Origin of the sequence: uncultured Methylovirgula sp. (assembly GCF_947646745.1) — a bacterium.
GTDB lineage: Bacteria > Pseudomonadota > Alphaproteobacteria > Rhizobiales > Beijerinckiaceae > Methylovirgula.
In genome coordinates this window covers 1-23,970 of sequence record NZ_CANSHK010000006.1, presented here as the reverse complement: position 1 = coordinate 23,970, position 23,970 = coordinate 1, and the positions used below count along the sequence as shown (strand labels likewise).

General features: G+C 63.2%; 20 protein-coding genes and 1 other RNA gene. 12 read left to right on the top strand and 9 right to left on the bottom strand.

Features of this window, described 5'->3' with window-relative positions; genetic code table 11:
* Positions 1-17: 17 nt before the first annotated feature.
* On the bottom strand, positions 18-3,515 hold the full coding sequence (locus Q0025_RS02885) for an indolepyruvate ferredoxin oxidoreductase family protein (protein WP_297295833.1): 3,498 nt from the start codon (positions 3,513-3,515) through the stop codon (positions 18-20).
* A gap of 283 nt (positions 3,516-3,798) precedes the next feature.
* Here Q0025_RS02885 and Q0025_RS02880 point away from each other — a divergent pair, with 283 nt between their 5' ends.
* The 6 genes from Q0025_RS02880 to Q0025_RS02855 all read left to right on the top strand — a co-directional run bounded on the left by Q0025_RS02880 (position 3,799) and on the right by Q0025_RS02855 (position 11,047).
* Positions 3,799-4,419, top strand: coding sequence for a DUF1007 family protein (locus Q0025_RS02880; RefSeq protein ID WP_297295832.1), 621 nt, complete (start codon positions 3,799-3,801; stop codon positions 4,417-4,419).
* Positions 4,420-4,452: 33 nt separating this feature from the next.
* Complete coding sequence (locus Q0025_RS02875; protein ID WP_297295831.1) at positions 4,453-5,490, top strand: nickel/cobalt transporter; 1,038 nt, start codon at positions 4,453-4,455, stop codon at positions 5,488-5,490.
* A gap of 174 nt (positions 5,491-5,664) precedes the next feature.
* The gene (locus Q0025_RS02870) at positions 5,665-6,873 is read left to right on the top strand and encodes an SGNH family hydrolase (RefSeq protein WP_297295830.1); all 1,209 of its coding nucleotides are present in this window, start codon (positions 5,665-5,667) and stop codon (positions 6,871-6,873) included.
* Positions 6,874-6,962: 89 nt separating this feature from the next.
* Complete coding sequence (locus tag Q0025_RS02865) at positions 6,963-7,583, top strand: L,D-transpeptidase (protein WP_297295829.1); 621 nt, start codon at positions 6,963-6,965, stop codon at positions 7,581-7,583.
* A 113-nt stretch (positions 7,584-7,696) separates the two neighbouring features.
* Positions 7,697-7,915 (top strand): DUF465 domain-containing protein, encoded by a 219-nt coding sequence (locus Q0025_RS02860; protein ID WP_297295827.1) that lies wholly within the window; start codon positions 7,697-7,699, stop codon positions 7,913-7,915.
* Between the two features lie 105 nt (positions 7,916-8,020).
* Complete coding sequence (locus Q0025_RS02855; RefSeq protein ID WP_297295825.1) at positions 8,021-11,047, top strand: tetratricopeptide repeat protein; 3,027 nt, start codon at positions 8,021-8,023, stop codon at positions 11,045-11,047.
* A 14-nt stretch (positions 11,048-11,061) separates the two neighbouring features.
* Here the strand turns inward: Q0025_RS02855 and thyA are convergent, their stop codons facing one another.
* Positions 11,062-11,958 carry a thymidylate synthase gene (thyA, locus tag Q0025_RS02850; protein ID WP_297295823.1) on the bottom strand — a complete coding sequence of 299 codons (897 nt, stop codon included), beginning with the start codon at positions 11,956-11,958 and terminating at the stop codon, positions 11,062-11,064.
* A 3-nt stretch (positions 11,959-11,961) separates the two neighbouring features.
* The gene (locus tag Q0025_RS02845) at positions 11,962-12,774 is read right to left on the bottom strand and encodes a CPBP family intramembrane glutamic endopeptidase (RefSeq protein ID WP_297295821.1); all 813 of its coding nucleotides are present in this window, start codon (positions 12,772-12,774) and stop codon (positions 11,962-11,964) included.
* 108 nt (positions 12,775-12,882) lie between these two features.
* On the opposite strand from Q0025_RS02845, the gene ssrA reads away from it, so the two are divergent.
* The 4 genes from ssrA (at position 12,883) to Q0025_RS02825 (ending at position 14,317) form a co-directional block, all read left to right on the top strand.
* Positions 12,883-13,242, top strand: a transfer-messenger RNA (tmRNA) gene (ssrA, locus tag Q0025_RS02840).
* A gap of 22 nt (positions 13,243-13,264) precedes the next feature.
* Positions 13,265-13,873: a ClpXP protease specificity-enhancing factor SspB gene (locus tag Q0025_RS02835; protein ID WP_297295820.1), complete on the top strand. Its 609-nt coding sequence runs from the start codon at positions 13,265-13,267 to the stop codon at positions 13,871-13,873.
* On the top strand, positions 13,870-14,067 hold the full coding sequence (locus tag Q0025_RS02830) for a DUF4169 family protein (protein WP_297295818.1): 198 nt from the start codon (positions 13,870-13,872) through the stop codon (positions 14,065-14,067). Before Q0025_RS02835 ends, Q0025_RS02830 begins: the two co-directional genes overlap by 4 nt.
* Positions 14,060-14,317 carry a ribbon-helix-helix domain-containing protein gene (locus Q0025_RS02825; protein ID WP_297295816.1) on the top strand — a complete coding sequence of 86 codons (258 nt, stop codon included), beginning with the start codon at positions 14,060-14,062 and terminating at the stop codon, positions 14,315-14,317. Before Q0025_RS02830 ends, Q0025_RS02825 begins: the two co-directional genes overlap by 8 nt.
* Here Q0025_RS02825 and Q0025_RS02820 read toward each other — a convergent pair.
* Both Q0025_RS02820 and Q0025_RS02815 read right to left on the bottom strand, forming a co-directional pair.
* Positions 14,311-17,916: an AsmA family protein gene (locus Q0025_RS02820; protein WP_297295814.1), complete on the bottom strand. Its 3,606-nt coding sequence runs from the start codon at positions 17,914-17,916 to the stop codon at positions 14,311-14,313. The two genes, Q0025_RS02825 and Q0025_RS02820, sit on opposite strands and share 7 nt — an antisense overlap.
* A 104-nt stretch (positions 17,917-18,020) precedes the next feature.
* Complete coding sequence (locus Q0025_RS02815) at positions 18,021-18,713, bottom strand: SDR family oxidoreductase (RefSeq protein WP_297295812.1); 693 nt, start codon at positions 18,711-18,713, stop codon at positions 18,021-18,023.
* Between the two features lie 191 nt (positions 18,714-18,904).
* Between Q0025_RS02815 and Q0025_RS02810 the strand changes: the two genes are divergently transcribed.
* The gene (locus tag Q0025_RS02810; RefSeq protein ID WP_297295810.1) at positions 18,905-20,104 is read left to right on the top strand and encodes a hypothetical protein; all 1,200 of its coding nucleotides are present in this window, start codon (positions 18,905-18,907) and stop codon (positions 20,102-20,104) included.
* Here the strand turns inward: Q0025_RS02810 and Q0025_RS02805 are convergent.
* Positions 20,055-20,456 (bottom strand): IS1595 family transposase, encoded by a 402-nt coding sequence (locus Q0025_RS02805; protein WP_297295808.1) that lies wholly within the window; start codon positions 20,454-20,456, stop codon positions 20,055-20,057. The two genes, Q0025_RS02810 and Q0025_RS02805, sit on opposite strands and share 50 nt — an antisense overlap.
* A gap of 83 nt (positions 20,457-20,539) precedes the next feature.
* Between Q0025_RS02805 and Q0025_RS02800 the strand changes: the two genes are divergently transcribed.
* Positions 20,540-21,310 carry an Imm52 family immunity protein gene (locus Q0025_RS02800; protein ID WP_297295806.1) on the top strand — a complete coding sequence of 257 codons (771 nt, stop codon included), beginning with the start codon at positions 20,540-20,542 and terminating at the stop codon, positions 21,308-21,310.
* A gap of 413 nt (positions 21,311-21,723) precedes the next feature.
* Here Q0025_RS02800 and ilvC read toward each other — a convergent pair whose 3' ends face one another.
* From ilvC to Q0025_RS02785, 3 genes are all read right to left on the bottom strand, one after another.
* The gene (gene ilvC / locus Q0025_RS02795) at positions 21,724-22,743 is read right to left on the bottom strand and encodes a ketol-acid reductoisomerase (RefSeq protein ID WP_297295804.1); all 1,020 of its coding nucleotides are present in this window, start codon (positions 22,741-22,743) and stop codon (positions 21,724-21,726) included.
* A gap of 53 nt (positions 22,744-22,796) precedes the next feature.
* Positions 22,797-23,348, bottom strand: coding sequence for an acetolactate synthase small subunit (gene ilvN / locus Q0025_RS02790; protein WP_297295929.1), 552 nt, complete (start codon positions 23,346-23,348; stop codon positions 22,797-22,799).
* Between the two features lie 16 nt (positions 23,349-23,364).
* A partial coding sequence (locus Q0025_RS02785) for a thiamine pyrophosphate-dependent enzyme (protein WP_297295802.1) occupies positions 23,365-23,970 on the bottom strand: 606 nt, incomplete at its 5' end.

The window sequence follows — 23,970 nt, the reverse complement described above, 5'->3', positions numbered from 1 at the left end:
GGCCGGTAAGAAAGTCGTTATTCCGCCGCGAGCTTCACGGGATGCTGGATCATTTCGTCGCGGAAACGGGCGAGGAGCGCGGCCTCATCGGCCTTCGTCTTCTCGATCGTCTGCAGTTTTACATGGCCAAAGCCGCGGATTTTCTCCGGCAGCGATGCCAGCGCAACGGCGCATTCGTAATTTTCCGGCACCAGTTTCAATGTGATTTCGTCAAGCAGGCTTTCAAAATCGGCGCGCAATTTGCGCTCCATGCGACGTTCGCGGCTCCAGCCGAAAAGATCGAGCGGCGTGCCGCGCAAGACTTTCAGCGGCGCCAGGATCTTGAACAGACCCATCATCCACGGCCCGAACGTCCATTTGGGAGCCGGTCCGCGTTTTTGCGCAAAGATCGGCGGCGCCAGATGGAAGGTGATCTGCGTTGTGCCGTCGAAGGCGGCGGCAATGTTCTGCATGAACGTGCCGTCGCTGTAGAGCCGAGCGACTTCATATTCGTCCTTCACCGCCATCAGCTTGAACAGGCTTTTGGCGACCGCCGTGGCGAGGCGGGTCTCGCCTTGCGCAACGCGCCGTTCGGCATCGGCGATGCGCTGCACAGCCTGCGCATAGGCCTCCGCATAGGCAGCGTTTTGATAAGCGGCGAGAAAGCTTTTGCGGCGCGCGAAAAGGTCGGCGAAGGACGTCGACAGGAAGCGCGACGAATGCGGCGCGACGATGGGCCTTAAGAGCGTGGCGACGCGCTCATGCGCGCAGGCTTCGCGCCGGCCCCACAGAAAAGCGCGCTTGTTCATCGCCACCGCTTCGCCGACGATCTCGATGGCGCGCATCAGCGCCTCTTCCGACAAGGGCAGAAGCCCGCGCTGCCAGGCAAAGCCGACGAGGAAGATATTGGCGGCGACGGAAGTGCCGACGAGGGCGGTCGCGAGCGTCGTCGCATCGCAGAATGCGGCGCGGCCGGCCGCCGCCTTTTCGATCGCCTGTCTGATCGTTGCGACGGGCAGCGTGAAATCCGGGTCGCGGGTGAAATCGCCAGGATAAGTTTCGGCATTGTTGACGACGACGCCGGTCTCGCCGGGCCGGATCGCGGCGAGCACTTTGGCACTCCCCGAGACGACAAGATCGCAGCCGATGACGAGATCGGCACCCCCCGCAGCGATGCCGATCGCATGGATCTGTTCGGGCTTCGCGGCAATCTTGATATGGCTATGGACGGCGCCGCCCTTTTGCGCGAGGCCGGCCATATCGGTCGAACCGCAGCTTTTGCCTTCGAGATGCGCCGCCATCGCCAGGAAGGCGCCGATGGTCACGACCCCCGTGCCGCCGACGCCGGCGATCAGAATGGAGAAAGGCCTGTCGCCAAGCACCGGAATGTCCGGCTGCGGCAGCGATGGAAAATCATCCTCCGCCGCCGGTCGCATGCCGGCGACCTTCGGCTTGCCGCCATGCACCGTCACCATCGCCGGGCAGAAGCCGTTGAGACAGGAAAAATCCTTGTTGCAGCTCGATTGGTCGATCGCGCGCTTGCGGCCGAATTCCGTCTCGAGCGGCTGCACGGAAACGCAATTCGAGGCGACGCCGCAATCGCCGCAGCCTTCGCAGACCAGATCGTTGATGAAGACGCGCTTGTCCGGATCGGGAAATTCATGGCGCTTGCGGCGACGCCGCTTCTCCGCCGCGCAGGTCTGGTCATAAACGAGGATCGTCGTGCCGGAGACGGCGGCGAGATCGCGCTGCACGGAATCGAGGTCTTCGCGCGGATGCACGCCGACCTGTGCCGGCCAATCGGCCAAAGCACGATATTTCTCCGGCGCGTCGCTCACCACGGCGACTTGCTTGACGCCCTCCGCCATCACCTGACGGACGAGCTTCGGCACCGTCAGGTCGCCTTCGAGCGCCTGGCCGCCCGTCATTGCCACGGCGTCGTTGAAGAGAATCTTGAAGGTGATGTTGGTGCCGGCCGCGACGGCCCAACGAATCGCCAGCACGCCCGAATGATTATAGGTGCCGTCGCCGAGGTTCTGAATGATATGGCCGCGCGTCGAAAACGGCGCCTCGCCGATCCAATTGGCGCCCTCGCCGCCCATGTGCGTGTAGCCCTCGGTCGCCCGGTCCATGCGCTGGACCATGTAATGGCAGCCGATGCCGGCATAGGCGCGCATGCCCTCGGGCACTTTGGTCGATGTATTGTGCGGACAGCCGGAACAGAAATAGGGCGTGCGCGTCGCCGCATCTTTCAGCGTTGCGAGGCCGCCCTGCAAAGTTTCGAGATAAGCGATGCGATCTTCGAGCTCGGCGCTTGGACGATAGTCGAGCAAGCGGCGGCCGATGGCGATGGCGATGGCGTTGACCTCGAGCGCACCGGCAACCGGAAACAGCGGACGGCCCCTTTCGTCCTTCTTGCCGACGCAGACGGGTTGATGCGCGCTGCCGTAAAGCTCATCGCGCAATTGGTTCTCGATCAGCGAGCGTTTTTCTTCCACGACGATGATCTTGTCGAGGCCTTGCGCGAAGGTCCGCAAACCCTGCGGCTCCAGCGGCCAGGGACAACCGATCTTGTAGAGGCGCAGGCCGAGCGCATTGGCGCGCACTTCGTCGATGCCGAGCTCGTCGAGCGCTTGGCGGACATCGAGATAGGATTTGCCCGCCGCGACGATGCCGAGCTTGGCGTTCGGCCCGCCGGAGGTGACGATCTGGTTCAACCTGTTGGCGCGCAGCCAGGCGAGCACCGCCGGGAACTTCTCGTTCTGCAGGCGCCTTTCCTGTTCGAGCACGGAATCATGCGGGCGGATGTTGAGGCCCGTCGCCGGCAAGATGAAATCGGCGGGGATGACCGGCCGCACGCGATCAAGCGAAGCCTCGACCGAGGCGGTCGATTCGACCGTGTCCTTCAAACATTTGAGACCGACCCAGCAGCCGGAATAGCGGCTCAGCGCATAGCCGTAGAGACCGTAGTCGATCAGCTCCTGCACGCCGGCCGGCGCCAGGATCGGCATCATCATCGCGACAAAGGTGAATTCGGACTGATGCGCGGTGCTCGAGGATTCGGCGGTATGGTCGTCGCCCATCAAGGCCAGCACGCCGCCGAAGCGCGACGTGCCGGCGAGATTGACATGGCGGAAGACATCGCCCGACCGATCGACGCCCGGCCCTTTGCCGTACCAAAGACCGAAGACGCCGTCGAACCGGCCCTCGCCGCGCATCTCCGCCTGCTGCGCCCCCCAGAGCGCGGTGGCGGCAAGGTCTTCGTTAAGACCCGGCTCGAAGAGGATGTCGCGCCCGGTCAGCACCTTCTCGGCACGCAGAAAATTGAGATCGAGGCCGCCGAGCGGCGAACCGCGGTAGCCAGAAATGAAGCCCGCCGTCTTCAGCCCGGCGCGCCGGTCAAGCTCCGATTGCATCACCAGCAGGCGGACGATCGCCTGCGGTCCGGAAACGAAAATGCGGCTTTGGCCGAGATCGTACTTGTCCGCAAGCAAGAGCGGCGGGGTCGTGCGCTGTGTTTTGTCGGCGTCCGCCATAGATACCCTGCCCAAGGCCGAGTAGCCCGGCCGCCCCCAACGGGAATAATGGGTATAAAGCAGGCGTGCGGATCGTCCAACCCTCGCAACCGCCGCCGCGGCTCCCCGTCCACTTTATCTAAGTAAATGATTGTAACCGCGTTTTGCGAAGCCGGCGCGATCGGCTCCGGCGCCGAATTGACAGATTTCGCCTCGCTTTGGCCAGAGTTTGCCTGGCTAGTGGCCGAAACGATTCTGCCTAAGCCCCTGATCGAGAACGATGCGCACCCCCCAAAGGCTGACATTGAGCCTTCTGGCCCTTCTCCTGGGTGCGGGCCCTGCCGCCGCCCATCCACACGTTTGGGTGACGGCCCACGAAGACGTGATCTTCCAGCCGGACGGTAAAATCGCCGCGATCCGCAATTCCTGGATCTTCGACGATATGTATTCGGCCTTTGCGGTACAGGGCCTCGCTAAGGATGGCCAGCTCGCCACCAAGGAACAGCTGGCGCCGCTTGCCAAGACCAATGTCGATTCGCTGGCGGAGTTCGGCTATTTCACCTTCGCCAAAAACGACGGCGCCAAAGTCGATTTCGGGCCGCCGAAGGATTATTCGCTCGAAGAGCGGCCGGACAAGCTCGTGGTGCTGACCTTCACCGTGCCGCTGAAAGACCCGCTCGTTCCGGGCAAGGCCTTCACCTTTTCGGTCTACGATCCAACGTTCTTCGTCGATTTCAGCCTGGCCAAGACCGCTCCAGTCAGCCTTGCCGGCGCGCCGAAAGGCTGTTCGATCAGCGTCCTCGGCGCCAATCCGCTCGATGTGCAAGACGCCAAACAATTGTCCGAAGCTTTCTATCAAAATCTGTCTCCCGGCGCGAACTTCGGCATGAAGCTCGCCGACCGGGTGATCGTTGCTTGCCCCTAAACAGGATGCTCGAGGAAGGCGATGGTTCGACCTGTGAAGCTTAGAGCTGCCGCGCTCGCGTCGCTGATTTTGTTCGCCACGGCGGGGGCTGCGCTCGCGCAAGAATTCCACCATCCGTTTGCGGTCGGTGCCGATGAAGGCGCGGTTGGCAATGCCTCGGGCCTCACCGCCTGGATCATTGCTCAGGAAAGCCACTTCTCGCTGGCGCTCGTTGGCGCCATGCGCGCCGTTCGCGACAGCCGTTATGCTTTTCTCGGCCTCGCCACGCTGAGCTTTTTTTATGGCGTGTTTCATGCCGCCGGGCCCGGCCACGGCAAGGCGGTGATCACCTCCTATATGATCTCCAACGAACGCGCGCTGAAGCGCGGCATCGTGATCGCCTTCCTGGCCGCCTTTCTACAAGGCGTGGTGGCCGTGGCTTTGGTCGGCTGTGCGGCGCTTGTCTTCAACGCCACCGCAGCGCGGATGAATGCCGCGGCGCGCTATCTCGAATACGCGGCCTATGCCGGCATCATCGTCCTCGGCGTGACGTTGCTGATCACGAAGACGGCGGCGCTCGTGCAAAGCATCCGGCATGCCTGGGCCGCGCGGGCGCTGCCGGCCTTTACGGCCGCGCCCACGCTCGCCTTCGCGTCAGGCGGCAACGCCACTTTCCTCGCCGACGATGGGACGGATCATATCCACGGCCCGGATTGCGGCCATTTCCACGCCCCCGACCCGCGCCAGCTTGGCGCCGGCTTTTCTTGGAAATCCGCGGCCGTCACGATCGCCACCGCCGGCGCCCGGCCCTGCTCCGGCGCTATCTTGATCCTTGTTTTTTCGATTGCGCAGGGCCTGTTCATGGCCGGGGTCTTCTCGGTCTTCGCGATGGCGCTCGGCACCGCCATCACCACCGCCGGGCTCGCCAGTTTCGCGGTCTTCGCCAAGAAAATCGCCGTGCGCTTTTCCGGCCGCGGCTCCCCCCGCGCCGAGATCATCGGCCGGCTGATCGAGGTCGGCGCGGCGCTCTGTGTACTCGTCTTCGGCACTTTGCTCCTGGTCGCCAGCTTTTCCGGCCTGACGGTTGCTTGAGACGCTGAAAGTCCTCCTTTTTCCTTAACTTCGCCGTCAAATGGCGTAGATAGGAACAAGAGGCAGACGATGGCTCTTTGGCGGACGCGCCCGCAGCGCGACCATAAGCTTCGGGAGAGAATAGAAGCGCCGGCACGCGTGCTGGGCGCGCTGTTGTTTTGGTTGGGCGCCCTTATGCCTGCGGCACAGGCCCAGGGCTTTAACCCTTTCAACTGGTTCCAAGAGCAATTCCATCCGCAGCATAACTACGAAGAATACGCGCCGCCGCGGCCGCGTCGCCATTACGTTTACCATCCGCATGTATCGGCCGCGAACAAGCCGGCGAAGGCGCCGGCCGTACCGCCGACCTTCTTCGTCGCCGTTCTTGGCGACTCGCTCGGCCAATTGCTCGGCCAAGGCCTGACCACCGCCTTGAGCGACAGGCCGGAGGTCGAGGTTCTGCACGACGCAAAAGAGGATTCCGGCCTTGTGCGCGATGATTATTACGATTGGCCGAAAGCCGCGCACGACCTCGTCGCCAGCGGGCAAAAGATCAATGTCGCCGTCATGATGATTGGCAGCAACGACCACCAGACGCTGCACGATGCCAATGGCAGCTACGATCCCGGCACCCCGCAATATGAGCAAATCTATTCGGCGCGGATCGAAGCGGTGGCGAAGATTTTTCACGACGCCAAGATCCCGCTGCTGTGGGTCGGCCTGCCGATCATGAAGAGCGACCGTTTCTCGGCCGAAATGGCGGCGCTGAACGACATGTATCGTCAATACGCGAGCCGGAACGGCGCGACCTACGTCGATATCTGGGAAGATTTCGTCGACGACAGCGGCCAGTTCAGCTCCTATGGCCCGGATGTCGACGGCCAGGTCGTGCGGCTGCGCGCGATGGACGGCATTCATTTCACCAAGGCGGGCGGGCTGAAACTCGCGAGCTTCGTCCAGCCGCAGATTCGCGACATTCTCAATGGCGCAGTGCCGCAAGACGATGCTGCGTTGGCGAAAATCGAGACGACCGCGCCGGCCGGAACCAATTCGCCCGCGGCAAATGCCGCGGTTGCGCCGGTCAAACCACCGGTCGGCCCTGTGCTGCCTTTGACCGGACCGGTCCTCGCCCCTGGCGGTCAGCTTGCGACGCTGGCCTCGGCCCCGACCAAGGCCGATGCTACCAGCCTCGTCGAGCAAGCTTTCGTCAACGGCAAGACGCCGGATGCAAAGCCCGGCAGAGCCGACGACTTCGCCTGGCCACGAACGGAGCTTGTCCGCCCGCCGCCCGCGCCGCCAAAGCCGGCCTCGGCCCTCGCCGCGACCATGCCGGCAAAAACCTCGGCCGCGCCTGCCGCGCCGGCGAAGAGCCCGGCCTCGGCACCCGGCGTAAGCACCCATTGAGCGCTCCATCGCGACGGAACAAAACGCACATCCGCCCGAACCGCCCCGTGGCTTTATCGGCGCGCGGCATTTTTTGTCGGGGGTGCGTTATGTTGAAACTCCACGCGATTGCGCTTTCTGCTTTGCTTGTTTCGGCCGGCGCCGGCGGCGCAATGGCCCAGGACCTTCCTTTCCCGTTCAACCTTTTCTCCGGGCAGCCGTCGTCGCAACCGGCGCAGGCACAACCGGCGAGCCTGTCGCCGAACGTTATGGGCGACGCCAGGCCGACGAAGACCTTGGTCGATGATCCAACCGGCGCGCCGAAGGGCGCGATCACGGTCGATACCCAATCCAAATATCTTTACCTGTCCCTCGGCGACGGCAAGGCGTTGCGCTACGGGGTGGGCGTCGGGCGCGAAGGCTTCGGCTGGACCGGCCATGTTCATGTCGCCCGCCGCGCCGAATGGCCGGACTGGACGCCGCCCGACGTGATGCTGAAACGCCGGCCCGACCTGCCGCATTACATGGCCGGCGGAATTGGCAATCCGCTCGGCGCCCGCGCGCTCTATCTCTTCAATGCGCAGGGCGACACGGGTTTCCGCATCCATGGAACCAATGAGCCTGATACGATCGGCCAGGCGGTTTCCTCCGGCTGCATCCGCATGCTGAACGTGGACGTCGAAGACCTTTACGACCGCGTCAAGGTGGGCACGCAAGTTAACGTGATCTGAACCGCCGCGGGCTTTCGGACGATTTGCAGGCAGACGGCAAAATGCTTTATCCCGATAGCGATCGGCATCGGCCGGCATACATGTGCCGGCCGTAGCGTTTCGGGACGGCGGCGATGGCTGACAAGTTGAGCGATGAGGAGCGCGCGGCCTTGCGCGCGGAGCTCGAGCGGCTGCGTCAGGAACATCGCGACCTCGATTCGGCCATCGAGGCGCTCGCCGACATCGCCGCTTCCGATCAATTGCAAATCCAGCGGCTCAAAAAGCGCAAACTCGTCCTGCGCGATAGGATCGACCGCATCGAGGATGCGCTGACCCCCGACATCATCGCGTAATTTTCCCGCTGATTGCGGCAGCTTCGCGCAAGCGAGGGCCGATAAAGGGCGAAGGCTACGCTCTGGAATTGCGCCCGGCGCCGGCCGGACGCTTCGAGGCCCGCCATGACCCGCACCGAAGCCGCGCTACCGTCTGAACTCGCCGAAGCCCAGTTGCTCGAAAGCGCGATCGAATTTCATAACAGCCGGCAATACGGCATCGCCCGCCAGCTTTATGCGCAAGTCCTGGAACAGAATCCCAATCACGAAATCGCCTGGCACAATCTCGGCCTCGTCGAGCATGTGACCGGCCGGCATGCTCAGGCCGTGGAATATATCGGCAAAGCGATCGACCTGAAGCCCGATTACGCCCGCGCCTATGCCAATCTGACGGCGATCCTGCGCGAGGCGCGCCAGTTCGACGCGGCGCGCGAGACCGCCGAACGCGCCGTGCGCCTCGATCCCGGCTTTGCCCCATCGCATAACAATCTCGGCAATGTGCTCGAAGACATCGGCGCGCTGGAAGCGGCGCTCGCGGCCTATTTGGCGGCCTGCCGGCTGGATCCGTTCTTCGTCGAAGCCCACGTGAACGGCGCCGAAATCCTGCGCCGGCTCGACCGTCACGACGAAGCGCTGGCGCTTTGTGCCACCGCGGCGGCGAAGCGGCCGGACGCGGCAGCCCCGCATTTTGCCGCCGGCAATATCTTGCGCGATCTGCTGCGCATCGACGAAGCCTGTGCGGCCTTCGAGCAGGCCGTCGCGTTGCGTCCCGATTTCGCCGAAGCCTACAGCAATCTCGGCAATATGCTGCAGCATCATAACGATTTCGCGGGCGCCCTCGCCGCCTACGAAAAGGCGCTGGCGATCAATCCCGATATGGCGGAAGTCCATTGCAATATCGGCACGGCTTATGAATCCCTATTCCGCGCCGACGAGGCGCTGAGCGCCTACGCACGCGCGGTCGCGCTCAACCCGGCCCTTGTCGGCATAAGATTGCAGATGCTCTACATTCGCCGCGCCTTCTGCGATTGGGCCGGCCACGACGCCGAAGAAAGCGCGGTTCTTGCCGCGGCTGCCGCGTATGGCGGCACCGTCCCGCCCTTCAGCACCCTCAGCATGAACTCCGGTCATGCGCTGCAACTGCATGTGGCGCGGAACTGGACCAAGGCGCTCCGCGCCGCGCCCAGTTTCGATCATCGCCGCCCGGCAGCGAACGAGCGCGGGCGAAAACTGCGCATCGGCTACCTCTCGTCGGATTTCTTCCGCCACGCGACCGCCATGCTCATGGTCGGGGTCTTCGAGCAGCACGACAGGTCCCGCTTCGAGATCATCGCCTATTCGCACGGCGCCAGCGACGGCAGCGAATTGCGCCATCGGCTCGACCGGGCCTTCGACCGTTTCGTCGATCTCACCGGCGTCGACGATCGGATCGCAGCCCAGCGCATCTATGACGACAAGGTCGATATTCTGATCGAACTCAAAGGCTATACGCAGTTCTCGCGCAGCGAGATCGCCGCGCATCGCCCGGCACCGATCCAGGTGAACTTCCTCGGCTATCCCGGCACGATGGGCGCGGCTTTCATCGATTACGTGATCGCCGATCCGATCACTTTGCCGATGGATCAGCAGCCATTCTACGACGAGAAGATCATCCATCTGCCCGACAGCTATCAGCCCAACGACCGGTCGCGCCCAATCGACGACCGCACGCCGACACGTGCCGAATGCGGCCTCCCGGCGGAAGGTTTCGTCTTCTGCTGCTTCAACAACAGCTACAAGATCACACCGCAGTTCTTCGCCATTTGGATGCGCCTGCTGGCCGCCGTCCCCGGCAGCGTGCTTTGGCTGCTCGACGGCAATGAGCGCGTGAAAGCCAATCTCCGCCGGGAGGCGGCGGCGCAAGGCGTCGATCCGGAGCGGCTCGTCTTCGCAGCGCGGCGCGGCCTCGGCGCCCATCTCGCCCGGCATCGCCTGGCCGATCTCTTCCTCGATACTCTGCCTTACAATGCCCATACGACGACGAGCGATGCGCTCTGGGCCGGCCTGCCGGTGATCACGATGCTCGGCGACACCTTCGCCGGCCGCGTCGCCGCGAGCCTGCTCCATGCCGTCGGCCTGCCGGAACTCGTGACCCGATCCCTGCAAGACTATGAGGCGCTGGCGCTGAAGCTCGCACAAGCGCCCGAGGCGCTTGCCGCCGTCCGCCGCAAGCTTTTCGCCAATCGGCCGAGCGCGCCTTTGTTCGATGTGGCCCGCTATACGCGCCATCTCGAGGCCGCCTATACCCGCATGTGGGACGTTTGGGCGGGCGGCGAGGCGCCGCGGGCTTTCGCCGTGGCGCCGATCACGCCGCACGCCGCCGCTGCGCTCGCCCCGGTGCAGGCGATCACCCGCCACGCCTATGAGGCCTGCCCGCTCTGCGGCAGCCGCGCGCACAAGGCTTTCTTCGGCGCCGATTGCAGCCGGGATTCCGGCTACCGGGCGGGCATGCCATCGCAAGTGCAATGGCACCTCTGCGACGATTGCGACCACGTCTTCGCCGAAGGCTATTTCGATCCGGCGCTCGCGCCTGGCGGCGCATCCTTCGGCCATGAGATGGAAGCCGGCCGCCGCGCCATAGCCCCGCTCGTCGCCGCTGCGGCACGCCACATCGGCCTGCGCAATTGCGATACGGCCTGGCTCGATGCCGGTTTCGGCGCCGGATCGCTGCTGCTCACCGCAGCCGAATTCGGCTTCGAGGCCGTCGGCCTCGAAAGCCGGGCTGCGCCTGTCGCGGCGCTGCGCCAGCTCGGCTTGGAAGCGCACCATGTCTCGATCGAAAATTTCGCCGCGCCGGGGCGTTTCGGTGTCGTCAGCCTCGACGATCAATTGCCGCGTTGCGCCGATCCCACGGACAGGCTCGCCGCCGCGCACCGGCTGCTGCAACGCGACGGCCTGCTCGTGCTGAGCCTGCCCAATATGGATGCGATGCCGTTCAATCTGCTCCACGCGCAAGCGGCCAATCCGTATTGGAGCGAGATCGGCCGCTATCATATGTTCGGCCGCGCGCGGCTTTATGCGCTGCTGCGCGAGTGGGGCTTCGAACCGCTTGAATTTCAGGTGAGCGCGCAGCTTCGCATCGGCATGGACATCATCGCGCGCCGCATCGGCTGATTGCGATCAGCGGCTCATACCGCGACATCGGCCTTGATGGCGGCGTGCGGATGATAGCCCGCGACCTCGAAATCCTCGATGCGGTAATCATCGATGCTCGCCGGCATGCGCAAAAGCCGCAGGGTCGGCCATGGCCGCGGTTCGCGCGCCAGCTGGATTCGCGCCTGCTCGATATGATTGAGATAGAGGTGCACATCGCCGCCGACCCAGACGAATTCGCCCGGCACGAGACCGGCCTGCTGCGCAATCATCGCAAGCAGCGCCGTACCGCCGACCCAATTGAACGGGCACCCGAGCAACAGATCGCCCGAACGCTGGAAGAGCAGGCAGCTCAGCCTGCCATCATGCGTGCAATGGAACTGATAGACCATGTGGCACGGCGGCAGCGACATTTCAGCGAGTTCACCGACATTCCAGGCGTGGAACAGCATGCGCCGGCTGGCCGGATTGGTCTTCAGCGTCTCGATCAAAGTCGCGATCTGATCATGCTCTTTGCCGTCGGGGCCGAGCCAGCGGCGCCATTGCTTGCCATAGACCGGCCCGAGATCGCCCCAGCGCGACGCGAACGCATCATCGGCAATGATCCTTTGCTCGAAATCGCTTTGCGCGATCGCCTCGCCCGTCGCTCGGCGATAGCGCTCGAGCGGCCAGTCGGTCCAGATGTGGACGTTATTTTCGAGCAGCGGCCGGATATTGGTTTTTCCGGTCAAGAACCAGAGCATTTCGCGGATCGCCGTTTTCCAATAGACGCGCTTGGTGGTGAGGATCGGCACCGTGCCGGCGGCGAGATTGAACCGCGTCAGCGCGCCGAAAAGCGAGAGCGTCCCAACGCCGGTCCGATCGACGCGCCTGTCGCCATGCGCCAACACGTCGGCGAGAAGATCGAGATATTGATATTCAGGGTGCCGCATCCTTCAGCTCCCGGCCATTCCGGCGGACAGGAAGGCGATCAGATTGTTCGCCGCGTGAAATAGCATCGAAGTCCCGGCGCTGCCGGTGCGTTCGCGCAGCGCCGCGAGCACGAGCCCGAGGGGAAACACCGCCAGCGCATAAAGATGCGTCGATTCGTAATGCGCGAGGCCGAACAGCAGCGCCGAAATCACGATCGCCGGCCAGCGCCCCCAGCGGGCGCGCAGGCTGGTGAAAATCCAGCCGCGAAAATATGTCTCCTCGGCGATGGGCGCCATGACCGCCGCCATGACGAGCAGGAGGCCGGCGGCGCGAGGATCGCGCGGAATCAAAAGCCAGCTGTCGGATTTCGGATAGAAATAGCTGAGCGCGGCGCTCGAGGCCAAGCCATAGACGAGACCGGCTATGGCAAGCATCCAGAGCACTTTATCGCGAAGCGGCCAGATCGGCGGCGTCCAGGCGACGAGGCCGCGCCAATCCTTGCCGCCGCGCCAGCGCGCGATGAGAAGGATGGCGGCCAGCGCCGCGGCATAGAAAAAGGCTCCGAGCCCGAGTTGCGCGACGCCGAATTCGTTGTTGACCTCAAGAGCGGCGAGGAGCGCGGCGACCGTTGCATTAGCTGCGGCCTTGCCGTGCAGCAATGCGATCGCGAGATAGCCGCTGCCGGCGATCGCCGTCATCAGGATGACCGCGAGCCCGAGCGCCGCGACGAGGCTCAGGCAAAGGCCGATCGTTTTATAAGGCGCGGGCTTTGTCTCGGCGGGCGCGGGGTCCATGGGCGGCCTATGTCCGGCATTCAGAATCTGATCTCGGCGCATCGCATTCTCGTGGCCGGCGCGAAAGGGGCGAAGCGGTCGCATCCCCAATTTCGCGGCTGAAGCAAAGCTTCGGGGAAAACTTCCGACTTTGGCCGCGCCATCGCCCTGGGACTTTCTAATTCACCCGTCTCTGCCTATATTTGGGCCGCTGCCTTGCGGCAGCTATGGCGATAAACGGCATCGCAATAAGCTCTTCGGACCCGGGGGCGGTACCCGGCGCCTCCACCAGAGCGCGTCATGTGTCAATGGCGCGTTCCGGCGGGGGCGAAATAGGTTCGACGGGGAGTGTAAAGGGTGTTCTTTCGCTCGGCATGGTTCCACCGTCATCGGGCTAAACCTATAGTTGCCAACGACAACTATGCTCCGGTTGCCCTTGCCGCGTAATGCGGTAATGGTACCGATTCAAAGCCCTTGGGGTTAGCCCCTCAAGGCGGGGTTCGGAGGCACCTGGCAACAGAAGCCTCCACTTCCCCCGGGGCGGGATATTGGAATGACGACCGATCTGATCCGCTACGATCTTCTGGTGCAGGAGGCGCTACGCTCGGTTTTGCGCCGCGTCCTGGCCGATGCCGCCCGCGACGGCCTGCCCGGCAATCATCATTTCGTCATCGCCTTCCGCACCGATGCCCCGGGCGTGCGCGTGCCGAACAAATTGCGGGAACGATATCCGCAGGAAATGACCATCGTCCTGCAGCACGAATTCTGGGATTTGACGGTGGGTGAGCAGGCGTTCGAGGTTCGGCTCAATTTCGACCGCAAGCCGGAGATTTTGGTCATCCCCTTCGATGCGGTCACCGGCTTCTTCGATCCGGCGGTCGAATTCGGCCTGAAATTCGAAATGGCGACCGAACCGGCCGGCGCCGCACCCGCCGTTGCCGCGCCGCAAGCGCCGGCGCCGCGCCCGGCCTCGCCGGAAAAGACCAAGCCCCGCGGCAGCGGCAGCGAACCCGCCGAGATCAATCCGAAACAGCCGGACTTGGCCGAAGCCGCTAAGCCGGCAGAGGCCAAAGCCGCGGCGAAGACCGCGCAGAAGTCGGAGGAGACGCCGTCCGACACGCCGGCCAAGGTCGTCTCCATCGACGCCTTTCGCAAGAAATGAGCGAGATCGTCAATCTGCGCCGGGCGCGCAAAGCCAAGGCGCGGGCCGCGGCAGCCGACACGGCGGCGCAGAACCGGCTGCGCTTCGGCGTCAGCAAGAGCGAGCGTGCGCTTGCGGCTGCGACCGGTGATCTCGAACGCCGCCATCTCGATGCGCATCGCCGCGACCCCGAACCCGGTTCCGACAATGGCTGAGCCGGCCGCGACGGCCCTCGCCAAACATTCGCTCACGATCGCCGGCCACCGCACCAGCATTTCACTCGAGCACGCGTTCTGGGACGGCTTGCGCGAGATCGCTCATGCGCGCGGCCTGTCACTTGCGGCGCTGATCGGCGAGATCGATGCGCGGCGTGGCGGCGCCAATCTTTCCTCCGCCATTCGCGTTTTCGTCCTGGAGACGGTGGTTTCTGGCGCCCGGCAGGCCGAGCGCGTGACCGCTCAATAACGCCCGGCCGCACTCGGATCGGCTGGAACCGCCGGCGGCGGCGCAGCCGGCGTGGGCGCCGTTGCCGCGGGCGGCATGGCCGGCGATGACGGCACCGGGCTGATCGGCAAAGGCTGCGCCTTCTGCTTTTCCAGCGCCAGCAATTGCCGCAGCCGCCCCATCGTCGCCTCGCGCTCGCGGGCGCGCTCGGCGGCATGTTTCACGTCGTCGCTCGCTTGCAGTCTCTCGGCCTCCTGGCGGCGCAGCGCCTGCAGGCGGTTCAGCGCAACGGCATGTTCGTGGACGTCGAATTCCTGCGCCTCGATGCGCGCCGTCTCGCGCGCAATGGCGCGTGCCGCGAGCGCATTGACGAAGCTCGACGCATCGAGATTGCGCAGCGGATGATCGAGCGGACCGCTCCATTCGACGGCGACCTGCGGCGGTGCGCCGGTCCAGTTCCGCGGCAGTGCCGTGAGCGTCAGGACGCTGCTTTGATCGAGCGAAAGATTGCGCAGATCGAACGCCGCCTGCGTCTGCTGCATCACGTCGGAATTGCCGCCCACCGGCGTCGACGCCTTGCCGGTGAGGCGCAACACGCCCGCCGCCAGTCCGGCATCGAAGTCCGCCGCGTCGACCGAAAGCGCATGCCGGTCGAACGCGTCGGACAAAGCCCGATCGATCTCGGTCTCGTCGATGCTTAAGCGCTCTTCGTCGACATCGCTCAAGACCTGCGCCAGCGCGCTCGGATCGCTGCGCATCAGCAAAATGTCCTTGAAATTGAGCGCGCCGGAGCCGGCGAGCCCGGTGACAAGCGCATGGGCGCTTTGACCTGTGCCGGCGAAATCGAATTTTCCCGAGACGCGGGCGCGCGCCGTCGGCAGGTCGAGCGCATAATCATCCAGGCTCAAATGGCCCGCGGCCGCAGCGGTTGTGCCGTCGCGCTGCAAGGTGAGATCGGCGAAGAGGCGGCCCTCGCCGAGCTTCGCCGAAAAATGTTGCAGGCCGATCTGGCCGCCGGCCAGCGATAGATCGAAATCGGCGTCATGGGCATCGATCGTCGGCGCGATGCTGAACGTGCCGGCATGCAAGGCGACGAGCGCCGGCGGCAGCGTGACCGGCGCGGCGAACGGCACGTCGGACCAGAGCGCGCCAGGCTTTGCCGGACGCGGCGGCCCCAGCGCCAATTGCAGCAAGGCGCCGAGCGCCAGCCGGTCCGTTTCGAGCGTGCCGGTGACGCCGCGGTCCGGGGCATAGCTGAGCGAGCCGGCGATCTTGTTGCCGGCACAGGTGCCGGTGAGCGCCTTGAGCAGGAGGCCGTCGCCGCCCGCTTCCAAGGCAGCGCTGAGGTCGAGCGGCAGAGCGCGTTGCAGATTGGGATCAGCGAGGCCGATGGCGCGCAAGAGCTCTGCCAGATCGGCGCTGGCGATCTTGAGCGTACCGGCGGCGTGCGGCGCCTTGTCCGCCTGCGCGACACCGCCTTCAAAATCAAGCGTCGCCCCGGCAAGCGAAGCCGAAACCCGCGACTGGAGATGGTCGAGCGCACCCTGCGCCGTCGCGCTGATTGTCGCTGCGCCGAGTTTCTTGCCCGGAAAGGTCTTGAACCCCAATTGCCGCAGCAAGGCGCGGGCGTCGGGCGACTCGGCACGGGCCGAGACATCGAGACCATGGCCCGGCGCCGGCGTTGCACGGGCGAGGAATTGCGTCGCGCCGGCGGTGCCCGCAGCGTCGAGACCGGTGAGATTGGCCTTTGCCGCGCCGCCATCGCCTTTCAACGCGAGCGACAGATGCATCGGCGAGAATTCGCTGCTGTGCGCGGCGACGAAATCCGTCTCCGCGCCGGGTGCGAGATGGGCGACGAGGCTGGCGATTTCGCCGGCATGCGGCGCGTCGAGCTGAAGCGCCAATTCGCCGCCCCCCGCATCGCGCCAATGGCCGCTCGCCGTCACATTGGCACCGTCGAAGCCACTGATCGTCAAACTCTTGAGTTCCGACGCCGGGCCCGTCTTGGCGAAGTCGAACTGGATTTGCCCGGTTTCGATGGCGCCGGCTTTAGAGCCCGCGAGCTTCACCGAGCGCGCATCGAAGCGCAGCGCAAGATCCATATCGCCCGTCTGGGCCAGCAGGTTCGGCAGATCCGGCAGGCCCGGCAATTCGAGCCGTTGGGCCGAAAGATCGGCAAAGAGACGCGACCGCTCGGTGCCGATTTTCTTCGTATAGGCGAGCGTGCCGGTCAGCACCGAGCCATTGAGATGCAGCATCAGACCGCTGCCGACAGCGCCGACCTGCGAAATATTGGCGTCGCCATCGAGCGCAACGGATGCGGGCGGCAGATCGGGACGCGCCAACTCCGGCAGGCTGGCCGACAGCCAATCCTGAAAGCGCGAGACATCGTCGGCGCCGGCATCGACATGCCCTTGAAAGACGGGGGCGCTGCCGGTCTCAAGCCGGCCATCGAGCGCGACATGCGCACCGCCGGGACCTTCGGCGGAAAAGCGTAAGCCGTCCGTTTGCGGCGCCGTGGCCGACACCATGGCCGAGACACCCGTCAGCGCATCGCGGCCGAGAATGATCGTGCCGGCAGAAAGATCAAACGTCAGCGGCATGCCGAAGAAGGTCGCGCTCGGCCCTGCCGCAATCGCCGTAAAGGCCGCGCGCAGCCGCTGCATCGGCACCGGCGCATCCTTGACGGTCAGCAACCGGTCGAAATCGAGCTGCTGCGCTTTCAATTTGATCGTCGCGCGCAACGTCGCGCCGAGGTCGAAGTCCGCGCTGCCGTCGAGCGTCGCGGCGAGATCATCGCCGAACTGGACCTCGAGATTGGAGAGACGCCCCTTGCGCAGCCCCGCTTCGAGCGTGCCGCTTGCCTGCCAGGGCACGTCAAACGCGCGGGCGCCGGAAAGATGCAGCGTGCCGGTCACGTCCGGCAGGGAGAATGCGCTCGCCGACGGATGAAAGATTAGGCTGCCGTCGAGATCGGCGCTCGGGTGCAGCGCATTCTGATCGAAGATCAGCTTCACCGGCAGTTTCGCGCCCTCGCGCGCGCCGGTCGAGAAGCGGAAGGCGGTCGGCGCGCCACCCATGTCAAACCGTCCGTCGGCGCGGAACGGCCCGGTCAAAGCGTCGGCTTCGGCCGAGAGATTGATGTTGTCGAAATGATAGGCGCGCTTGGCCGCCGGGTCGTCGAGGACGAGGCTGCCGTCTTTGACCGAGATGCGCTCGAAGCTCATCTGCCCGGTGAAGCCGTGCCGCGGCCGCCATTGCGGCAGAGCATCGTTTTGCAAGCGCAGCTTGATTTGCGGCGCGACGAACCGCGCCTCGACGAAATCGACTTCGCCGCGCAACAGCGCCGTCGGCGCCAGTTCGAGATGCAGTTCCGCGACCTTGACGTCGGTCCCCGAGGCGGGCGCGGCGAGTTCGACATCGGCCAGCTGCAGATAGGGCGTCGGCAACAGCTTGAGATCGATGCCGCCGCGGATTTTGACCGCGGCGCCGGTCAGATTGGACAGCTGCGCTTCGACCAGGCTGCGCTCGGCGTCCCAATCGATGAAATAGGGCACCGCCAGAGCGGCGGTCAAAATCACGATCAGGACGATGGCGAGGATGGTGAGAATTTCGCGCAAGAGATTTCGCCTGGGCGCACGGCAGCGCGGGGTTGCCCGCAGTCCCTAAGACTCTGCCGGCGTCCAGACAATAGAACTTTTGGCGGCGTGCGCGGGACCCGGCTTTAAAGATAAGGCCCCGGCTGAGCCGAGAGCGCCGCCTTGATCTGGCGGGAGGGTTCGTCCGACAGAACCTCCTCGCGCCCCGAGGCCACCGCTTCGAGGATCGCCGCGGCGACCTGTTCCGGCGAGACTTTCGGCGCATCGACGCCGGCCGCCATATCGGTATCGATCAGCCCGGCATGGACGCCGATGACGAGCGTCCCCTGCTCTTTGAGCTCATGCCGCAGGGCATTGGTCAGCGCCCAGGCGGCGGATTTCGAGGCGCAATAGGCGGCGAGCGAGGGATAAGTGATCCAGCTCAAGACCGAGAGCATGTTGACGAGCGCCCCGCCGCCGTTTTTGGCCAAGATCGGCGCAAAGGCATTGGCGACGCGCAACGTGCCGAAATAATTGGTCTCCATCGCGGTCCGGGCGACCTCCAGCGAGGCGTCGGCGGCGAGCGACGAAAACGGCGCGATGCCGGCATTGTTGATCACCAGGTTGACGTCGCCCAGCGCCTTGGCGGTGGCCGAAACATCGGCGGCGCTGGTGATATCGAGCTTGACCGGCTCGACCCCGGCATAGGCCACTTTCGCGGGATCGCGGGCGCCGGCGTAGATTTTCTTGGCGCCTTTGGCCTTCAATTGCTCGGCCAATACCTTGCCAAGACCGCGATTGGCGCCGGTGACCAGCGCGACCGAACCCTCGATTTTCATGACGTCCTCCCTTTAAATAGATGCATATGCACGCACCTGTGCGGATATGTGCGCGGTTTTGACTGGGTCAAGCCGGCTGGGGTTTTGGACTTATGCGGGACGACGATCGGTAAGACTGATGTTCACTTTATGTTCTTTACATCGTTTGGCGGGGTTTATCCCTTCTCGGCAAGTAGTGATTGTGGATAATTATGCCGCCCTGCCATGAAATAGTATTTAACGACGCTGATTTTGAGCTTCAGCCAGTCATGGGGATTGGTGGGCGCATAATTGGCTGGAGGCCGATCGGGATGCCACGTTTAGCTCCGTGGATGCCGAAAATGGTGTTTTTCGCTTTTGGCATTAATCCCAAAACGGCGGAAACGAAGCCAATCGGTTCGGGGGTCTTTGTTGCGATACCTAGCGACCTCTTCGTAGATGTCACCCATGTATATGCCGTGACGTGCCATCACGTCGCCATTGATACGCATGCGATTCGGGTAAATTCAGCGGAGGAAGGCAAAAGCCGCCCAATCGACATTGAGCCTAGCGATTGGGAAAAATCTGATTCTGGCGACGATCTCGCCGCAGCCGATGTGACCGATCTTTTGAGCCTTCAGGAAGACTCCGTATCGGCACTGGTCCCTGAAATGCTAGGCACAAAGCGCTTTATTGAAGGGGTAGAACTAGGTATTGGCGAAGACGGCTTTATGTTGGGGCTGTTCGCCGATCTTCCTGGGAAAACTCACAACCTAGTTGCTGCGAAATTTGGCAACATAAGTCTCTTGGCGGATGATAAAGAGCCAATCCGTCAAGGGAATGGTGTAAGGCGGCCGTCGCACCTGTTCGATATGCGGTCGCGCCCTGGCTTTTCAGGTTCGCCGGTTTTTGTTTATCGAACGCCTGAGGGCGACATTCGGGATATTGCGTTCGGTATTCACGAGGACCCACCGCCAATATCAGGCCTTTTATCTCGCTGGCACGAAGATATGTATGCGTCTGAGCAATATTATAAACGCCAGCAAAAATTGCATAACAATGCGTTCATTAAGTTACTTGGAGTTCACTCCGCGCAGTTCCACGACCCCGTAAAAATAATTGAGGTCGAAAAATTAGTCTCGGCCGAAGGGGCGGATGTAGCCCTCAAGGAAGGCGATAGGCTAAAAATTCCCAATAGTGTCGCAGTCACAGTGCCAGCATGGGAGATTTGGCCCTTGATCAACAAGCCGGTCTTTAAGGAAAAGAGGCGCAGGAGAGAAGAGGCCGCAGAGAAAGATCGCGCCTCTAGGAACGATCCTGAGCCGGAATCGAACGCTTTCGGCGAATCAGGCGACGAAAAGAACCCACGTCACCGAGAGGATTTCAATTCTCTTCTAGGCGCGGCAGCGCAAAAGCGTGAACGAGAAGGTTAAACATCGCCCAATGCGACTGCCGCATGTTCCGGCGATAACTAAATTCGCTCACGTATTTCCAAGCGTGCTTTGACGAAATGTGGACATGCGTGCCTTTGACGGCGCGCTTGAACAGCGACCAATGGCTTTCGAGAGAGTTCACGTGGTGCTTGCCGCGCACGTATTCTTTGGCGCTATGCGTGACGACGCCATGTTCATAGCCGAAGCGTAAGCCGTGATAGGACTTGTGTTCGTCGGTGCTGATAGTGCTGCCGAGTTCGACATTTTGGGCGATAGCGCCTTGCAGAATGTCTGCGCTGGTGCCGGGAACTGGCGCAGCCAAGATACGGCCGTCACGCTGCAACATACCCATGAGGCAGGCTTTCTATCCAAGGTTCGGATTTTTTATACCCCGGAAGGAACGGGCACGTCAGAAATTATATGGAGTGGTTTCTAATGAGCAGTCAAAATTCGAAACTCCGTATAAGAAACAACTTCGCGACAAAAGCCTTTTGGGGGCCGCGGCGCGAGACGCCCGCGGCGCTGGCCGGACGCTTCCTCGATTTGCTCGATCGGCTGAAGGCGGTCGATCCGATTTTTGACCATTGGCTCTGGACCGACCAAGACGATCAGACCGTGGCATTTGAGGAGATCAAGCGTGAATTGCCCGCGGAGATCGCGGCAAAAATCTCGCGGGGCGACGATGGAGACCCCGAACCGATCTACGGTTACAGGTTTTATGTCTATAATTCGATCGAACACGAGCCTCGCGGGCTGAGCATCGACGTGCACGGCGGCTGCTGGTCCGATTCGGACCTCATCACCAACGATGTGCGCATTTCAACGGACTGGTACGTTGATCCAGATCCGGCCATCATCACTTTTCCGATTTTTAAAGGCGCCGTCCTCGCAACAGCCGAAACCTTCGATGCCATGTGGGGCACGGCCTATTCCCACGACCTCATGGAACTCGGGCGGAGACCGTCTTATTACCGTCTCGCATGGATTTCCTATGTCGGGCCGCGCTTCGCGCATTTGATCACGCCGCCCGCGAGCGCAATTGTCGAGCGCAGGCCCAACGGCGGTCTGCTGATGGCGGCAACCGACGAGCCTTTTTCTGTTTCAAACCCGGCGCATGTCGCCGCCGCGCGGGATATATTGGCCGCCGTCGCGCCGCTCGCCGCCCTGCCCTGGCCACCGGACGCCGAACCGGCACACGCTGGTTAAAGCCTTATCGGCGCGGCCAGAGTGGCCGCGCCTGGCGCTTGCCCTGATCAGTTCTTTTCCTTGTCGACCAGCTTATTGGCGCCGATCCACGGCATCGTGGCGCGCCGCCCGGCGTCTTTCTGCTCCGGCCAAAGAAGGCCGGATAAGGAAAACGGCCCCACGGGGACGCAAGGGCCGTTTCCTTCACCACCAAAAAATTGAGCGCTTTCCGGCAGATGTGTGCCAACCCGGACGCAACCCAAACTTATCTCAAGTTGTGTTGCAGAACGATGACAAAGTTTATGAATGGTTAAGACGCCATGGCGGCTGTCGCGCCGCTCGCCGCGCTGCCTGGCCGCCTGGTGCCGAACCGGCAGAGGCTGGTTAAAGCCTTATCGGCGCGGCCAGAGCGGCCGCGCCCGATTCTGCCCTGATCAGTTCTTGTCCTTGTCGACCAGCTTGTTGGCGCCGATCCAGGGCATCATCGCGCGCAGCTTGGCGCCGACCTGCTCGATCGGATGCGCCTGCGAGCGGGCGCGGCTCGCCTTGAACGAGGTCTGGTTGACCTTGTTCTCCAGCATCCAATCGCGGGTGAAGCGGCCGGTCTGGATGTCTGCCAGGATTTTCTTCATCTCGGCCTTGGTCGCCGGGGTGATGACGCGCGGGCCCGAGACATATTCGCCATATTCGGCAGTGTTCGAGATCGAATAATTCATATTGGCGATGCCGCCCTCATAGATGAGGTCGACGATCAGCTTCACTTCGTGCAGGCATTCGAAATAGGCCATTTCCGGCGCATAGCCGGCTTCGACCAGCGTCTCGAAACCATTGCGGATCAATTCGACGAGGCCGCCGCAAAGTACCGCCTGCTCGCCGAAGAGATCGGTCTCGCATTCCTCGCGGAAGGTCGTCTCGATGATGCCGGCGCGGCCGCCGCCGATCGCTGAGGCATAGGACAGCGCGAGATCGTGCGCATTGCCGGTCGCATCTTGCGCCACGGCGATGAGACAGGGGACGCCGCCGCCGCGCTTATATTCCGAGCGCACCGTATGGCCGGGGCCCTTCGGCGCCACCATCAGCACGTCGAGGTCCTTGCGCGGCTCGATGAGATTGAAATGAATCGAGAGGCCGTGCGCGAAGAGGAGCGCCGCGCCTTCCTTGAGATTGCCCGCGAGATGCTCGCGATAGATGTCGCTCTGCAATTCGTCCGGCGTCAGCACCATGACGACATCGGCGACCTTCGCGGCCTCCGCGACGGACTTGACCGTCAGGCCTTCGGCCGCGGCCTTCTTGGCCGAGCTTGAGCCTTCGCGCAGCGCCACGATCACATCCTTGACGCCCGAATCGCGCAGGTTCAGCGCATGAGCATGGCCCTGGCTGCCATAGCCGATGATTGCGACCTTCTTGCCCTTGATGAGGTTAAGGTCGGCATCACGATCATAATAAACGCGCATGGTCTTTCCCGGTTGATGGGCCGCGCCGCGGCCATTGGAGTTGATAAAGAAACTTAAGTCGGTTCCTTGCCGCGCGTCATCGCGGCGACGCCGGTGCGGGCGACCTCGACAAGGCCGAGTGGCCGCATGAGTTCGACGAATTCGTCGATCTTCGATGCGCTGCCGGTCAATTCGAAGACGAAGGATTGCGTCGTCGTGTCGATGACATGGGCGTGAAAAATTTCGCCGAGCCGCAGCGCTTCCTCGCGCGCGACGCCGGTGCCTGAGACCTTGATCATCGCGAGTTCGCGATCGATCGCGTTGCCGCTCAGCGTCAGGTCCTTGACGTTATGCACCGGCACGAGCCGGTTCAACTGATGGCCGATCTGCTCGATCGCGGCAGCCGGACCCGACGTGACGATGGTAATACGCGACAGGTGTTCAGCATGCGCGACCTCGGCCACCGTCAGGCTTTCGATGTTGTAGCCGCGGCCGGAGAAGAGACCAACCACGCGCGCCAGCACGCCCGGCTCGTTGTCGACGACGATCGACAATGTATGCGTCTCGACATTCTCGGTGCCGAGTGCGGAAGAATAAGGCGAAAGCGGCGCGGTCGGGGCATTCATGTCAGCCATCTCAATCTCAAACGAGCATCTTGCCGGCGTCGTCGATCACATCGCTGATCGCTTCCTCCGTGTCCGGCAGGATCATCTCGTTATGCGCCTTGCCCGACGGGATCATCGGCAGGCAATTCTCGGTCTTGTCGATATGGCAATCGAACACGACCATGTTCGGCGTCTCGATCATCTCGGCAATGGCGGCATCGAGATCGGCCGGGTCCGAGCAGCGGATGCCGTGGCCGCCGAAGGATTCGACGAGCTTGACGAAATCCGGCAGCGCCTCGGAATAGCTTTCCGAATAGCGCCCGCCGTGCAACAGCTCCTGCCATTGCCGGACCATGCCAAGATATTCATTGTTGAGGATGAAGACTTTGACCGGCAGGCGATATTGCGCCGCGGTCGAAAGCTCCTGAATGTTCATCAGGATCGAGCCTTCGCCGGCGATATCGACGACGAGCGCATGCGGATGCGCCATCTGCACGCCGATCGCTGCCGGCAGGCCATAGCCCATCGTGCCGAGGCCGCCACTGGTCATCCAGTGGTTCGGCTCGTCGAAATGGAAATGCTGCGCGGCCCACATCTGATGCTGGCCGACTTCGGTCGTGATGTAGGTGTCGCGGCCGCGCGT